A 15135-nucleotide genomic window follows, 5' to 3' on the forward strand; every position below is an offset into this window, starting at 1 on the left:
GGGTCAGTTGTGGGCGTGCAGCGGCTTGCCGGCGAGCGCCAGGTGCGCCTCGCCGAGAGCCTCGTTCTGCGTGGGGTGGGCGTGCACGAGCGCCGCGACGTCCTCGGGGTACGCCTCCCAGTTGACGATGAGCTGGCCCTCGCCGATGAGCTCGCCGACGCGCGCGCCGATCATGTGGACGCCGACGACCGGGCCGTCCTTCTGGCGCACGAGCTTGATGAAGCCGGTGGTCGCGAGGATCTGGCTCTTGCCGTTGCCGCCGAGGTTGTACTCCAGGGTCTCGATCGCGTCGGCCCCGTGCACCTCCTTGGCCTTGGCCTCGGTCAGGCCGACGGAGGCGACCTCCGGGTCGGAGTACGTCACGCGGGGGATGCCCGACTCGACGATCGGCGCGGGGTTCAGGCCCGCGATCTCCTCGGCGACGAAGATGCCCTGGGCGAAGCCGCGGTGCGCGAGCTGCAGGCCGGGGACGATGTCGCCGACGGCGTAGATGTTGCCGACGCCGGTGTGCAGGCGCTCGTTCGTGATGACGAAGCCGCGGTCCAGGGTCAGGCCCTGCTCCTCGTAGCCCAGGCCGGACGTCGACGGGCCACGGCCCACGGCGACGAGCAGCAGGTCGGCGTCGAAGGTCTTGCCGTCCTCGAGCGTGACGTGCACGCCGTCGTCGTTCTGGGTCACGCCGGAGAACCGCACGCCGAGGTTGAAGTTGATGCCGCGCTTGCGGAACGCGCGCTCGAACGCCTTGGACAGCGCCTCGTCCTCGTTGGGGACCAGGTGGGGGAGCGCCTCGATGATCGTGACGTCCGCGCCGAACGACTTCCAGACGGAGGCGAACTCCGAGCCGATGACGCCGCCGCCGAGGATGATCGCGGACTTCGGGACCCAGTCGAGCTTGAGCGCCTGGTCGGACGTGATGACCCGGCCGCCGATCTCGAGGCCCGGCAGGGTGCGGGCGTACGAGCCGGTGCCCAGCACGACGTGCTTGCCGGTGACGCGCTCGCCGTTGACCTCGACGGTGTCGGCGGCGACGAGCTTGCCGTAGCCCTCGATGACGGTGATCTTGCGGGACTTGATGAGGCCCTGCAGACCCTTGTACAGGCGGCCGATCACCGAGTCCTTGTACTCGTTGACGCCGTTCATGTCGATGCCCGTGAGCTCGGTGTGCACACCGAAGTGGGCGCCGTCGCGGGCGTTGTCGGCCAGCTCGGCGGCGTGCAGCAGCGCCTTGGTGGGGATGCAGCCCTTGTGCAGGCAGGTCCCGCCGACCTTGTCGGCCTCGATGAGGGCGACGCTCAGGCCGAGCTGGGCACCGCGGAGCGCAGCCGCGTAGCCGCCACTCCCTCCGCCCAGGACGACGATGTCGAAAGCGGATCCGGTCGTGTCGGACACGTGAGAACTCCTCCGGCGCAGACATAGGGGAACGCGGTTGTTCCTGGCCCATCTTGTCATCTCGTCCTGGGCCGGACGACCCAGACCAGGGGCTCCGTCGTGTGATTCTGGGAACAGTCATCCCATGTCTGGTGGGTGGTGGCACGCCGGCGGCACACCAGCCGCCGGTGCTGCGCACGGGTGAATCCCAGCCCGCGCCCAGGCGGCGCCGTTACGCTCCCGTCCATGGGTCTGTTCTCCCGTCGCCGCCGTGGCACCGCCGCACCCGGAGCCTCCGAGGCCCCGCCGACCGGTCGCGCCGCCCGCGAGGAGACCCTCGCGCACCTCCGCGAGTTCGCGACCAGCAGGGTCGGCGTCGAGGCGTACCTCGAGCCGCAGACCAACGTCACGCAGACCACGCTCATGCTCATCGCCACCGACGGGGAGTGGACCCGGCGCCGCGTCCCCGACCCCAAGGCCGGGTACGAGCTGGCGCGCACGCTCGGGCTGCCGGTCTACGACGTGCAGCGCACCGGGTACCCGCAGCGGATGCGGGACTGGAACAGTCGGCAGCGCATCGAGCGGCAGCGCGCCCAGCGGGAGCGCGCCGCGCGCCGCTCGGCCGACCCGCGCTGACCTCCGCCGGCACCCACAGCCGCTCCCACCCGCCGGCACGGGCGGGCACCCGCCCCGGACGCACGGACGCCCCGGTCCCCACCTCCGCGGAGAGGGGGACCGGGGCGTCCGTGCGTCGCGTGGTCAGCGGGTCGCGCGCTCCTCGATGAGGGCGAGCATCGTCCGCACACCCACGCCGGTACCGCCGACGGGCGTGTACCCGAACGCCGACTTCTCGTTGTACGCCGGGCCCGCGATGTCGAGGTGCGCCCACGGCGTCGTCCCGACGAACTCCTGCAGGAACAGCCCGGCGGTGAGCATCCCGCCGAACCGGTCGCCGATGTTCGCGATGTCCGCGACCTTGGACTTCAGCCCGGCCTTGAGGTCGGCAGGCAGCGGCATCGGCCAGAACGCCTCGCCCGCGGCCTCGGCGGCGTCGACGACCTCGGTGCGCGCGCCGTCGGTGCCCATGACCGCGGAGACGCGCGGGCCGAGCGCGACCAGCTGCGCGCCGGTCAGCGTGGCGATGTCGAGCACCAGGTCGGGCTTCTCCTCGACGGCGGCGACGAGGCCGTCCGCCATGACGAGGCGGCCCTCGGCGTCGGTGTTGAGCACCTCGACGGTCTTGCCGCCGCGGATGGTCAGCACGTCGGAGGGGCGCTGCGCGGTGCCGGACGGCATGTTCTCGGCGAGGCAGAGCCAGCCGGTGACGGCGACGGGCAGCTCGAGCCGGGCGGCGGCGAGCACGGTGTGCAGCACCGCGGCGGCGCCGGCCATGTCGGACTTCATGGCGTCCATGCCCGCGGCGGGCTTGATGGAGATGCCGCCGGTGTCGAACGTGATGCCCTTGCCGACGAGCGCGACCTTCGCGGCCGGGCGCGACGGCGTGTAGGCGACCTTCACCAGGCGCGGCGGGCGGGACGAGCCCTGGCCGACGCCGAGGATGCCGCCGTAGCCGCCCGCGGCGAGCGCCTTCTCGTCCAGCACGGTGAGCTTGACCTTGGCGCCGGTCTCCTTGACCGCCGCCTTGGCGGCGTCGGCGAACGCGGCGGGGAACAGGTCGTTCGGCGCGGCGTTCACGAGGTCGCGGACCCCGTGCACGGCGGCGGCGAGCACCTCGGCGCGGGCGAGCGCCTTCGCGGCGGCCTTGTCGCGGGCGCGCGGCGTGAGCACGGCGACCTGCGCGACGGCGGCGTCCGCGTCACCGGTGCGGTAGCGGGTGTACGCGTACGCGCCGAGCAGCGCGCCCTCGACGACGGCGGTGACCTGCTCCAGGTCCTCGGCGGGCAGCGCGACGGCGACGGACGCCGTGCCGGCGAGCTCGCGCAGCGCGGCACCGGTGGCGCGGCGCAGGGTCTCGACGTCGGGGGTGCTGCGCTCCTCGAGCGAGCCGAGGCCGGTCAGGACGACGGCCTTCGCGGCGAGCTTGCCGGAGGCGGGCAGGCGCCGGACCTCGTCGGCGGCACCGGTGATGCCGAGCACGCCGGCGAGGTCGGTGACCTGCTGCACGGTCTCGGCGGGGAGCCAGTCCGCGCCGACGACGCGGGGGCCGTCCGGGCTGCTCGCGACCGCGACGACGAGGGCGTCGGCGGTCTGGCGGGTGGGGTTCGCGGAGGTCAGCGTCACTCGGGTCACCGTCCGACTCTATCGGTGCGACGGGTACCGTGGGGCCCCGTGACCCCGCCCCTGCTGTACGCCGTCGCCCTGGCGGCGCTCGCGCTGGCCTGCTGGTCGGGCTGGTTCGCCGTCCGCGACCGCGCGGTCGTGCTGCGCCAGCTGTGGGGCGCGGCCGTGGTCGAGGGGCTGATGGTCGTCCAGGCGGTCGTCGCGGGGGTGCAGCACCTCACGGGCGCCGAGCCCGCCGAGCCGGCGGTGTTCTGGGGGTACGTCGTGACGCAGCTCGTGCTGCTCCCGGCGGCGGCGCTGTGGGCGTTCGCCGAGCGGACCCGGTGGTCGTCGGTGGTCATGGTCGTCGCGGCGGTGGCCGTGGCGTTCCTGCAGCTGCGCCTCGACCAGACCTGGGCGGCGGCGTGAGCGCCCCGGTCGCCCCCGAGGCGCCCCGCAGCACCGCCTCCGGGCCCGGGCGGGTGCTGGTGGCGGTCTACGGCGTGTTCGCGCTGGCCGCGACGGCGCGCGCCGGGTTCCAGATCGCGCAGAAGTTCGACGAGGCGCCCCTGGCCTACCTGCTGTCCGCGGTCGCGGGACTGGTCTACGTGCTCGCGACCCTGGCCCTCGCCAAGGACTGGCGCGGCGTCGCGTGGGTGGCCGTCGGCGTCGAGCTCGTGGGCGTGCTGGGCGTCGGCCTGCTGTCCGTGCTGGACGCCGAGGACCTGCCGGACGCGACCGTGTGGTCCGGGTTCGGCGAGGGCTACGGGTACGTGCCGCTGGTGCTGCCGTTCCTCGGGCTCGCGTGGCTGTGGAGCACCAGGTCCCGGCCGGGACGGTCGTCCGACCAGTAGGTTGGGTGCCGTGTACGGCCTCCTCTTCCGCCAGATGTTCTCCCGCATGGACCCCGAGCGCGCGCACCACGGCGCGTTCCTCGCGATCCGCGTCGCGTCCCGGGTCCCCGTCGTCAGCGACGTGATCCGCTCGGTCCTCGCGACCCCGCCGCAGGGCGCCGTCCGGGTGCTGGGGCGCACGTTCCCGTCGCCGTTCGGCGTCGCCGCGGGCTTCGACAAGAACGCCGTGGGCGTCCCCGGCCTGACGATGCTCGGCTTCGGCTACGTCGAGGTCGGCACCGTGACGGCGTGGCCGCAGCCCGGCAACGAGGCGCCGCGGCTGTGGCGGGTGCTCGACCGGCGGGGGCTGCGCAACCGGATGGGCTTCAACAACGAGGGCTCGGTGGCCGTCGCGAAGCGCCTGCGCGCGCTGCGCTCGACGCCGCGCGGCCGGGCGCTCGTGGTCGGCGTGAACATCGGCAAGACCAAGGTGACGGCCCCCGAGGACGCCCCGGACGACTACGCCACGAGCGCCGGGCACCTCGCGCCGTACGCGGACTACCTGGTGGTCAACGTCTCCTCGCCCAACACCCCGGGCCTGCGGGACCTGCAGTCGGTGGACGCCCTGCGTCCGATCCTGCAGGCTGCGCGCACCGCCGCCGACGAGTCCGCCTCCGCGGCGGGTCGCCCCCGGGTGCCGCTGCTGGTCAAGATCGCCCCGGACCTCGCCGACGCCGACGTGGACGCCGTGGCGGACCTCGTCGCCGAGCTCGGCCTGGACGGCGTCGTCGCCGTGAACACCACCATCGCGCACGACCTCGGCGAGGGCGGGCTGTCCGGCCCGCCGCTGCTGGAGCGCGGGCTGGTCGTCGTGGCCCGGCTGCGGCACCGCCTCGGCAGCGGACCGGTGATCATCGGCGTCGGTGGCATCACCACGCCCGCCGACGCGCGGGCCTACCTCGCGGCGGGCGCCGACCTGATCCAGGGGTACACCGGGTTCATCTACGAGGGCCCGTTCTGGGCGTCCCGCATCGGCCGGGCGCTCGCCCGCGACGCCGTCGCCCGCGCAGGCCGGGGTGCGGCGTGAGCACGCTGCGGCCCTCCTGGGCCTGGGAGATGGCGGGCGCCGGGGGCGCCGTGCTGGACCGCCCGGTGTCGCCGGTGTTCACCGCGCGCACCGACGCGGAGGAGTGGCTGGGGATGCAGTGGCGCGCCCTGCGCGACCAGGGGGTGCGCACGGTCGTGCTGCGCCACGAGGGCGCCCTGGTGCCGCCGGTGCACGACCTCACGGTCGTCCCGGAGCAGATGACGGTCCGTCCCCGGGACTGAGGACCGCAGGGCCGTCCGGGGTCGCGCGGACGCGGTCGACACCGGACGGTCGGTCAGGGACTGCCCCCTGGCGCGCACCGTCGCGCGAAATGCCGAAACTTTCGATAGCGGAAGGCTGACGCGAGGCGCCGTCGTGCGCCCCGGGGCGCGTGCTGAACTCGCCCTTGACGCCCGAACCGCGCTCCCCGTACGTTCCGAGGGACGAACGCCGAGTGCTTGCTCAGCCGCAACTTTCGAGTGTCGATCATTCGGGACCCCACGACGAAGTGGACCGGACATGAGCGATGCTGCACGTGCGGACGGTGCCCACCGGCACCGCCGCGTCTACACCCCCCGCGGCCGGATCGGGATCGGCCGGGCGGTCGGCTTCGGCCTCACCGACCTGCTGGGCGGCGGGGGCCTGGCCGTCCTCGGCGCCTGGATGCTGTTCTTCTTCACCACCTACGGCGGGCTGACCGCGCTGCAGGGCGCGTCGATCCTCGCGATCGCGAAGTTCGTCGACGCCGTGGTGAGCCTCGCGATCGGCAACATCACCGACGAGTTCTTCCGCACCCGACTCGGTCAGCGGTTCGGGCGGCGCCACTTCTTCATGCTCATCGGCGCCCCGCTGTCGGCGACGTTCGCCCTGCTGTGGATCGCGGGGATGGGCTACTGGTACTACCTCGCGGTGTACCTCGCCTTCGAGGTCGTCCTCGCGATGGTGCTGATCCCGTGGGAGACGCTGCCCAACGAGATGACGACCAACTACGACGAGCGGACGAAGATGTCCACCGCCCGCCTCGTCGTCTCCGGCTCCGCGACGTTCCTCGCCACCGCGATCCCCACGCTGCTGTTCCGGACCATGGGCGAGGACTCCGCCGCGCCGTTCCTGGTCAACGGGCTGATCTTCACCGCCATCTTCATCGCGGCGATCCTCATCAGCTGGGGCACCACCTGGGAGACCTACCTCGCCCCGCCTGCACCGGGGTCCGAGCGCGCGCGGATCGACCTGCGCACCGTCGTGCGCGAGTACACCTCCACGCTCCGCATCTCGACGTTCCGCAAGCAGCTGTCCATCTACCTGCTCTCGTTCACCGCGATGGACATGTGGAGCGCCGTCTTCGTGTACTACGTCGTCTTCGTGCTGCGCCTGGACGCGGCGGCCGCGGCGGGGATCCAGTCGCTGAGCTTCATCGCCATCGGCGTCACGGTCGTCGCCGGGTGGCTGATCACGAAGATCAGCCCGCGCTCGCTGTGGGCCGTCGCGTTCTCGCTGGTGCTGCTGTCGGCCCTGGGCTGGTACCTCGTGTCCGCCCTGTCCCCGGCGCACCCGCTGCCCTGGCTCACGCTGCTCGGGGTCGTCTACCAGGTCGGTCGGGCGGTGTTCGTCTTCGTGCCCTGGAACGTCTTCCCGTTCGTCCCCGACGTCGACGAGATGGTCACCGGCCGCAAGCGTGCCGGGGTGTTCGCGGCGGTGATGACGTTCGTCCGCAAGTCCACCGTCGCCCTGGCGACGCTCATCATCGGGGCGCTGCTGGACGCCTCCGGCTTCGTCGACGGTGCGCGCGTCCAGCCGGAGAGCGCGCAGTCGATGATCACGCTGCTGCTGTCCGCCGGGGTCGCGGTGCTCGTCCTGGCCGCGCTCGCGGTCGCGGTGACGTTCCGCCTGGACCGGCACAACCACGCCGTGCTGGCCGCCGAGGTCGCCCGCCTCAGGGCCGGCGGCGACCCGGCCGAGGCGACGCCCGAGGTGCGGGCGGTCGTCCGGCGGCTGTCCGGCGTGCGCTACGAGGACATCCGCGCGTGGGACCGCACCCCGCCCGCGACCGCCGAGACCGTGGCCGCCGAGGCCCGTGACTGAGAGGACGACCATGCGATCGACGACGACCCTCACCGACGTGGTGGACGCGGGCGAGCACCTCGAGCTCGTGACCGACGGGGCGCGGTTCCGCCTCTACGCGCTCGGCGGCGGCGTGCTGCGCATCCGCGCCACCTTCGAGCCGGAGTTCGCCCCCGACCTGTCCTACGCCCTCGTCCGCACCGCCTGGGACGACGCGGCCGACGACGTGCTCGGCGACGAGCGGCAGCGGGTGCAGGCCCTGCCGCTCGTGCCCGTCGCCGGGGCGCCGGCCCCGACCTTCGTGGCCGACGGCCTCACCGTCACCGTCGACCCCGACCCGTTCGCGATCACCGTGCGCGACGGCGACGGCACCGTGCTGCACCGCGACCTGCCCGGCCGGTCGTGGGTCCGCGACGCCAACGGCCGCGCGGCGCACTACGCGCTGCTCGACGCCGACGACCGGTTCTACGGCTTCGGCGAGAAGACCGGCGGGCTCGACAAGCGCGGGCGCCGGATGCGGATGCACAACGTCGACACCATGGGCTACGACGCGCGGACCAGCGACCCGCTCTACAAGATGATCCCGTTCTACGTGCACCACGACCCCCGTCGGGGCGTCGCGCACGGGATGTTCTACGACAGCGCCTGGGACGGCGAGTTCGACGTCGACTGCGAGCGCTCCAACTACTGGCCCGCCTCCAGCCACTTCCGTTCGGACGGCGGCGACCTGGACCTGTTCGTGATCGCCGGGCCGACGATCGCCGACGTCGTGCACCGCTACACCGACCTCACGGGCAAGACCGCGCTGCCGCCGCTGGCCTCGCTCGGGTACCTCGGCTCCACGATGTACTACACCGAGCTCGACGAGGGCAGCGACGAGGCGATCCTCGACTTCGTCGACACGTGCGCCGCGCACGACATCCCGTGCGACGGGTTCTTCGCGTCCTCCGGGTACACCAGCGGGCCGGACAACAAGCGGTATGTGTTCCGCTGGAACGCCGACCGGTTCCCCGACCCGGGCGGGTTCGTCGACCGCCTGGCCGAGCGGGGCGCGGCGCTGGTCCCGAACGTCAAGCCCGCGCTGCTCACCACGCACCCGCTGACGGCGACGTTCGAGGCCGCCGGGGCATTCGTCCGCGACGCCGACGGGCAGCGGCCCCAGGTGAACCGGTTCTGGGGCGGACCGGCCCACTTCGTCGACTTCACCAGCCCCGCCGCCCGGGCGGTGTGGTCCGAGCACCTCACCACGTCGCTGCTGGACCTCGGCGTGCGCAGCATCTGGAACGACAACAACGAGTACGAGGTCGACGAGGACGCCGTCGTGTGCGCCGAGGGCCTGGAGCGGCCGATCGGCTCCCTGCGCCCCGTCATGGCGAACCTCATGTCCAAGGTCGCCCGCGACGCCATCAGCGCGCGGCACCCCGGGACCCGCCCCTACGTGATGTGCCGCGCCGGGTACGCGGGCATCCAGCGGTACGCGCAGACCTGGGCCGGGGACAACTCGACCAGCTGGGCGAGCCTCCGCCACAACATCGCCACCGTCCTCGGCATGGGCCTGTCCGGCGTCGCGAACAACGGCACCGACATCGGTGGCTTCTCCGGTCCCGCCCCCGACCCCGAGCTGTTCGTCCGGTGGGTGCAGCACGGCGTGTTCCAGCCCCGGTTCGCCATCCACTCCTGCAACGACGACAACACCGTCACCGAGCCGTGGATGTACCCGAGCGTCACCCACCACGTGCGCGACGCGATCCGGCTGCGCTACCGGCTCGTGCCGTACCTGTACTCGCTGCTCGCCGAGGCCGCGGCCCTCGGGTCCCCGGTGCTGCGGCCGCTGGTCTACGAGTTCCCCGGCGACCCGCGCGTCGCCGACGAGTCCTTCGACGTGCTGCTCGGCCCGTCGCTGCTGGTGTCCACGGTGCTCGAGCCCGGCGAGACCGACCACGCCGTCTACCTCCCGGCGGGGACCCGCTGGCTCTGCCTGACCACCGGCACCTACCACGACGGCGGGCAGACCGTCTCCGTCCCCGTCGACCTCGGCACGATCCCGATGTTCCTGCGCGCCGGCGGGATCATCCCGACCGCGCCGGGCCTCACCAACCTGCACACCCAGACCATCCGCGACCTGCACGTTCTCGTCGAGCCGTCGCAGGAGTCGTCGTTCGTGCTCTACGAGGACGACGGCCGCACCGACGCCCACCGCGACGGGGTCTGGCGGCGGACCACGATCTCGGTGCGGCGGACACCGACCGGCGTCGCGGTCGGGTTCGCGGGCGCGGGGGAGCACCCCTCGCCGGTCGAGCGCCTCACGCTCGAGATCGCGTGCCCCGCGCACAGCCCCGTGCGGGTCGAGGTCGACGGCCAGGTGCTGCCGCGGCACCTGCGCGCGGAGCAGGTCGAGGGCGCCGGGTGGTACTTCGACCACGACCGGCGCCGCGCCGTCCTCCACCACCCCGCCGGTGCGGACCTGCGGTTCGACGTCGACCTCGGGGTGCAGGACCTCGTGGGGATCTAGACGAGCGCCGCCACGGGCGGGGCCGCGACGCCGAGCGGGTCCGGCTGGCGCCCCGGGGCAGGGAGACCCGGGGCGCCGAGCGCGGCCCAGGCCAGCGCCAGGCCGTCGACGGCCCGGGCCAGGTCAGCCGGCTCGGCCGTGAACGGCAGCCGCAGCCGGTCCTCCATCCCGCCGTCGACGCCGAACGTCGGTCCGGGCGCGACCCGCACGCCGTGCGCGAGCGCGAGCGCGGACAGCGCGGACGACACCGACGCGCCGAGGTCCACCCAGAGCGACTGCCCGCCCGCGGGCACCGTGAACCGCCAGGTCGGCAGCCGCTCGCCGAGCAGCGCGACCAGGGTGTCGCGCCCCGTGCGCAGCCGGGCCCGCCGCTCGTCCAGCGGGGACGCGCCCGTGCGCAGCAGCGCGGCGGCGACGAGCTGGTCCAGCACGGCGGTCCCCAGGTCGCCGCTGCGCCGGGCGAGCGCGAGCCGGGTCACCAGATCCGCCGGGCCGCGCAGCCAGCCGACCCGCAGGCCGCCCCAGTGGCTCTTGGACATCGACCCGATGCTCACCACCCGCGTCCCGGTGCCGTCCCCGGCGAACGGCTCGGGCTCCGGGCCGTCGAGCGTGAGGTCCGTCAGCACCTCGTCCCCGGCGACGAGGGTGCCGGTGCGTCGGGCCAGCACCCGGACGCGCTCGCGCGCCGCCGCGTCCAGGGTGGCCCCGGTCGGGTTGTGGTGGTCGGGGATCAGGTAGACCACGCGCGGCGCGACCTGCCGCACCGTGGACTCCAGCAGGTCGACGTCGAGCCCCGCGGCGCCGGTCGGCACCGGGACCGGGCGGGCGCCGACCGCCCGCGCGGCGTCCATCGCGTGCGGGTAGGTCGGCTGCTCGACGACGACCCGGTCGCCCGGTCCGGCGTGCGTCGCCATCAGCAGGGCGATCGCGTGCTGCGCACCGCTGGTGACCAGCACCTGGTCGGGGGTGGTCGGGGTGCCGCGGGCGGTATAGCGGTCCGCGACGGCCTCGCGCAGCACGTCCAGGCCGAGCGGGGCGTACCCGTGCCCGGCGGCGTACCGGGGCAGGTCGACAACCGCGCCCGCGGTGGCCTCGGCGAGCGCGGTCGGGGCGGGGCACGCGGCGATCGTGAGGTCCACGACGCCGTCGGCGGCGAGCGGGTGGTGCACGGGCAGCGCGGGCAGCACCCGCTCACGGGTGCGACGGGTGCTGCGCTCGCGGTCGGCGGGTGCGGGGGAGAGCGGGGCGGGCGCGGTGCCCGGCAGCGCCGTGACCGTCCCCGAGCCCTGCCGGCTCACCAGGTACCCCTCGTCACGCAGCAGGCCGTACGCTCCCGTGGTCGTCGTGCGGGAGACCCCCAGCGCGGCGGCGAGCTCGCGCTCACCCGGGACCCGGGTGGACAGCGGCAGCGCTCCGGCGAGCACGGCCCGGCGCACGGCGTCGGCCAGCGCGGCGTAGGCCGGGCCGGGGCGGCGCCACCGGCCGAGGGCGGCGACGAGCGCGGCGGCGCCGATGCGGCGGTCGGACACGAGGAGCGACGACATGAGGCCACTCTTGCGCAAGTGGCTATCGAAAGGAAGGCCACTCGTGTCCGAGGATGAGGCCATGACCGCCGAGACCGAGGCCGATCAGGCCACCCGCTCCACGCCGACCCGACGCAGCACCCCGACCGCCCACGCAGCGCGCCGCGGCACCCAGCTCGTCGTCGGGCTGGTCCTCTACGCCCTCTCGGTCGCCCTGCTGGTCCACTCCGGGCTCGGGAACATGCCGTGGGACGTGCTGAGCCAGGGCGTGTCCCGGCAGATCGGCTGGAGCCTCGGCACCGTCACGGTGGTGATCAGCGTCCTGGTGCTGCTGTGCTGGTGGCCGCTGCGGCAGCGACCCGGCATCGGCACCGTCGCCAACGTCGTCGTGATCGGCGTCCTCATCGACCCGTTCCTCGCGCTGCTGGACCAGCTGCCCGACCCGCTGCCGCTCGCGGCGCGCATCGGCGTGGTCGTGGTCGGCATCGGCCTGAACGGCGTCGCCGGTGCCCTCTACATCGGCGCCCGCCTCGGCCCGGGGCCGCGCGACGGTCTGATGACCGGCGTCGTCGGCCGCACCGGCTGGCCCGTCGCGCCCGTCCGGATCGCCATCGAGGTGACGGTCGTGGCCGTCGGCTGGCTGCTCGGCGGGACGCTCGGGTTCGCGACCCTGGCTTACGCGCTCGGCATCGGCCCGATCCTGCACGTGCTGCTGCCGCGGTTCACGGTGCCGGTGCCCCCGGCGGTCGCCGCGGCCGAGCCCGTCGAGCCCGGCGAGGGCCGCTGAACGACGACGCAGGACCGGCCACCCCCGACGGGGTGGCCGGCCCTGGTGCCGTGCGGACGCGGGATCAGCGCGTCGCGGGGGAGTTCTTCGCCGTCTCCGCCGGGTCCGTGATGACCGCGTCGCCGAGGATCTCGTCGATGCGGGTCAGCAGCTCCGCCGGGATCTCCACGCCGGACGCCTTGACGTTCTCCGTCACCTGCTCGGGGCGGGACGCGCCGATGATCGCCGCGGCGACGTTCTGGTTCTGCAGGACCCACGCGACCGCGAGCTGCGCGAGCGACAGCCCGAGCTCCTGCGCGACCGGCGTGAGGTCCTGCACCCGCTGCAGCACGTTGGGCTGGTCCAGGAAGCGCTTGATGGTGTTCGCGCCGCCCTTCTCGTCCGTCGCGCGCGAACCGGCGGGGAGCTGGGCACCCGGCTTGTACTTGCCGGTGAGCACGCCCTGGGCGACCGGGGACCAGACGATCTGCGAGACGCCCAGCTCCTGCGACGCCGGGACGACCTCGCCCTCGATGACGCGCCACAGCGCCGAGTACTGCGGCTGGTTCGAGACGAGCTGGAAGCCCAGGTCCTTCGCGAGCGCGTGACCCGCGCGGATCTGGTCCGCGGTCCACTCGCTCACGCCGATGTACAGCGCCTTGCCGGAGCGGACGACGTCGGCGAACGCCTGCATCGTCTCCTCGAGCGGCGTCGCGTGGTCGTAGCGGTGCGCCTGGTACAGGTCGACGTAGTCGGTCTGCAGCCGCTGCAGGGAGCCGTCGATCGACTCCATGATGTGCTTGCGGGACAGGCCGGTGTCGTTCGGGCCCTTGGGGCCGGTCGGCCAGTAGACCTTCGTGAAGATCTCGAGGGACTGCCGGCGCTCGCCCTTGAGGGCCTCGCCGAGCACCTCCTCGGCGACGGTGTTCGCGTAGACGTCGGCGGTGTCGAACGAGCTGATGCCCGCGTCGAGCGCGGCCCGCACGCACGCGGTCGCGGCGTCGTTCTCGACCTGCGAGCCGTGCGTGAGCCAGTTGCCGTAGGTGATCTCGGAGATCTTGAGGCCGGAGCGGCCCAGGTGGCGGTAGTTGACCATGGCATCGAGCCTACGTCGCGGCACGGGTGAGGGCAGGTCGCGACGGTCCCCAGCGGGCGGTGGGCGAGCGACGTCGCCGGGGCAGGTCCTCGTGAGAAAGGCGGCACGGCAGCGCGCACCCCCGGCGGTCGGGCTCCTGCGGGTGGGCGACCGAGCGGCTTGGCTCGTCTGGATGGGGCTGGGCGACGCTTCCGACGGGACGTCGTCGGTCCATGTCCGAGCGAGATCGATACCGACCGCGATGTCCTTCCACTCAAGTGGTGAGTGGTGCGGCGCGCTCCGGTAGGTGGTGCGGGGGCTCTAGCGTCCTGGGGTCTGAGGCACTCGGCCGAGCGAAGGAGAGCTGGCGATGTGCGGAGTGCGAGTTCGCGGCGGCGTGTCCGTCGATCTCCGAGCCTGTGCCTCGAGCCCTTCGCCATCGACCTCCCGGTGAGGTCACAGGTTCCGCCGCCGCTCCTGCGCGATGGTCGCTATCTCGCCTGGATGGTCGGCGACACGGCTGCGGCCTTCGGTACCGGCCTGGGCTACTTCGCGACTCCGTTGGTCGCGGTCCTGGTCACGGGGTCGGCCACCGAGGCGGGGATCGTCGCCGCTGCGGCCGCCGTCGGCGGGGTGGTCGGGTTGCTTCCTGGTGGGGTTCTCGCCGACCGGTTCGATCGCAGGGCGTTGCGCGCGTGGTCGGCACTGCTCGGGGTGTCGCTCAGCGGGACGATCGGAGTCCTGCTGGTCCTCGGGGTGCTGACTGGCTCCTGGCTCGCCGTCCTCGGCTTCGCGCTGCAGCTGCGCGGCAGCCTGCTCGGGCCAGCGTCCGACGCGATCCTGCGGTCGGTCGTCGGCAAGGAGCGCATGTCGCGCGCCGTCGTGGCGAACCAGGCGCGGGACTCTGCCGTCTCGCTCGTGTCAGGACCGGTGGGCGGGCTGCTCTATGCGATCGCCCCCGCGGTTCCGTTCGTCGGCCAGGCGCTCACGTCCGTCGCGCTCTGGGTGAGCAACCGGCGCCTCGCTCCGGACCGGCCGAGCAGGGACGGTGCAACCGCGGGGGCTGCGGCCGACTTCGTGGCCGGCCTGCGGTTCGTCGGGGGCAGCACGCTGCTCCGGTCCGGTGTCGTGGCGTTCGCGCTGCTGAACCTGGCGACGAACGGCGTGGTCATGACTCTGGTGCTGGACCTGCAGCTCGGTGGCGCGAGCCCGCAGCAGATCAGCGTGGTCACTCTCGCCGTGGGTGCCGGGGCCCTCGTCGGCGCGCTCGGAGCGAACCCGGTGATCGCACGGGTCCCCTCGGGCCGGATCCTGACATGGGGGTTGGTGCTGATCGCGGTGAGCATGATCGGGGTGTCGGCCGCCCCCTCGTTCCCGGTCGCCATCGCCGTGTTCGCGGTGGCGCTGCTCGCCGGCCCTGCGGTCAACGCGACCGTCGGCGGCCTGATGATGTACGTCATCCCGGAGCACATGCTGGGCCGGGTCATGAGCGTGCTGTTCTTCTGCACGGGTCTGCTGACGCCGCTCGCCCCGGCGATCGCGGGGCGAGGGCTGGACGTGCTGGGATACCGCGGTACGTTGGCCGCGTTCGTCGGGGTCGCGACCGTCGCTGCCGCTGTGGCTGTCCTCTCCCGTCCGCTGCGCCGGTTGCCCTCGGCGCGTCACTGGGACGACGTCGCTCTCTGAAGCA

General features: G+C 73.5%; 13 protein-coding genes. 9 read left to right on the plus strand and 4 right to left on the minus strand.

Annotated elements, in window-relative coordinates; translation table 11 throughout:
- Positions 1 to 3: 3 nt before the first annotated feature.
- Positions 4 to 1389: a dihydrolipoyl dehydrogenase gene (lpdA, locus tag EBM89_RS00770; RefSeq protein ID WP_122147553.1), complete on the minus strand. Its 1386-nt coding sequence runs from the start codon at positions 1387 to 1389 to the stop codon at positions 4 to 6.
- Between the two features lie 225 nt (positions 1390 to 1614).
- Here lpdA and EBM89_RS00775 point away from each other — a divergent pair, with 225 nt between their 5' ends.
- Positions 1615 to 2004, plus strand: a complete 390-nt coding sequence (locus tag EBM89_RS00775; RefSeq protein WP_122147554.1) for an oxidoreductase — start codon at positions 1615 to 1617, stop codon at positions 2002 to 2004.
- Positions 2005 to 2127: 123 nt separating this feature from the next.
- Here EBM89_RS00775 and EBM89_RS00780 read toward each other — a convergent pair whose 3' ends face one another.
- Positions 2128 to 3618, minus strand: coding sequence for a leucyl aminopeptidase (locus EBM89_RS00780; protein ID WP_122147555.1), 1491 nt, complete (start codon positions 3616 to 3618; stop codon positions 2128 to 2130).
- Positions 3619 to 3657: 39 nt separating this feature from the next.
- Between EBM89_RS00780 and EBM89_RS00785 the strand changes: the two genes are divergently transcribed.
- The 6 genes from EBM89_RS00785 to EBM89_RS00810 all read left to right on the plus strand — a co-directional run bounded on the left by EBM89_RS00785 (position 3658) and on the right by EBM89_RS00810 (position 10081).
- The gene (locus EBM89_RS00785) at positions 3658 to 4017 is read left to right on the plus strand and encodes a hypothetical protein (protein ID WP_122147556.1); all 360 of its coding nucleotides are present in this window, start codon (positions 3658 to 3660) and stop codon (positions 4015 to 4017) included.
- Positions 4014 to 4442, plus strand: coding sequence for a hypothetical protein (locus EBM89_RS00790; protein ID WP_122147557.1), 429 nt, complete (start codon positions 4014 to 4016; stop codon positions 4440 to 4442). Before EBM89_RS00785 ends, EBM89_RS00790 begins: the two co-directional genes overlap by 4 nt.
- A 10-nt stretch (positions 4443 to 4452) precedes the next feature.
- Positions 4453 to 5508 (plus strand): quinone-dependent dihydroorotate dehydrogenase, encoded by a 1056-nt coding sequence (locus EBM89_RS00795; protein WP_122147587.1) that lies wholly within the window; start codon positions 4453 to 4455, stop codon positions 5506 to 5508.
- Positions 5505 to 5750, plus strand: a complete 246-nt coding sequence (locus EBM89_RS00800; RefSeq protein WP_233571449.1) for a hypothetical protein — start codon at positions 5505 to 5507, stop codon at positions 5748 to 5750. The genes EBM89_RS00795 and EBM89_RS00800 overlap by 4 nt, the downstream gene beginning before the upstream one ends.
- Before the next feature lie 277 nt (positions 5751 to 6027).
- Positions 6028 to 7590, plus strand: a complete 1563-nt coding sequence (locus tag EBM89_RS00805) for an MFS transporter (RefSeq protein WP_122147558.1) — start codon at positions 6028 to 6030, stop codon at positions 7588 to 7590.
- 10 nt (positions 7591 to 7600) lie between these two features.
- Positions 7601 to 10081: a glycoside hydrolase family 31 protein gene (locus EBM89_RS00810; RefSeq protein WP_122147559.1), complete on the plus strand. Its 2481-nt coding sequence runs from the start codon at positions 7601 to 7603 to the stop codon at positions 10079 to 10081.
- Here the strand turns inward: EBM89_RS00810 and yczR are convergent.
- Positions 10078 to 11625 (minus strand): MocR-like transcription factor YczR, encoded by a 1548-nt coding sequence (gene yczR / locus EBM89_RS00815; protein ID WP_122147560.1) that lies wholly within the window; start codon positions 11623 to 11625, stop codon positions 10078 to 10080. The two genes, EBM89_RS00810 and yczR, sit on opposite strands and share 4 nt — an antisense overlap.
- Before the next feature lie 61 nt (positions 11626 to 11686).
- On the opposite strand from yczR, the gene yczE reads away from it, so the two are divergent.
- Entirely contained in the window at positions 11687 to 12391 is a 705-nt protein-coding gene (gene yczE / locus EBM89_RS00820) for a membrane protein YczE (RefSeq protein WP_233571450.1), read from the plus strand.
- 64 nt (positions 12392 to 12455) lie between these two features.
- Here the strand turns inward: yczE and EBM89_RS00825 are convergent, their stop codons facing one another.
- Positions 12456 to 13466 carry an aldo/keto reductase family protein gene (locus EBM89_RS00825; protein WP_122147562.1) on the minus strand — a complete coding sequence of 337 codons (1011 nt, stop codon included), beginning with the start codon at positions 13464 to 13466 and terminating at the stop codon, positions 12456 to 12458.
- Positions 13467 to 13733: 267 nt separating this feature from the next.
- Here EBM89_RS00825 and EBM89_RS00830 point away from each other — a divergent pair, with 267 nt between their 5' ends.
- The gene (locus EBM89_RS00830; RefSeq protein ID WP_147463409.1) at positions 13734 to 15131 is read left to right on the plus strand and encodes an MFS transporter; all 1398 of its coding nucleotides are present in this window, start codon (positions 13734 to 13736) and stop codon (positions 15129 to 15131) included.
- Positions 15132 to 15135: the final 4 nt, after the last annotated feature.

Source organism: Cellulomonas triticagri (assembly GCF_003696205.1).
GTDB classification, from domain to species: domain Bacteria; phylum Actinomycetota; class Actinomycetes; order Actinomycetales; family Cellulomonadaceae; genus Cellulomonas; species Cellulomonas triticagri.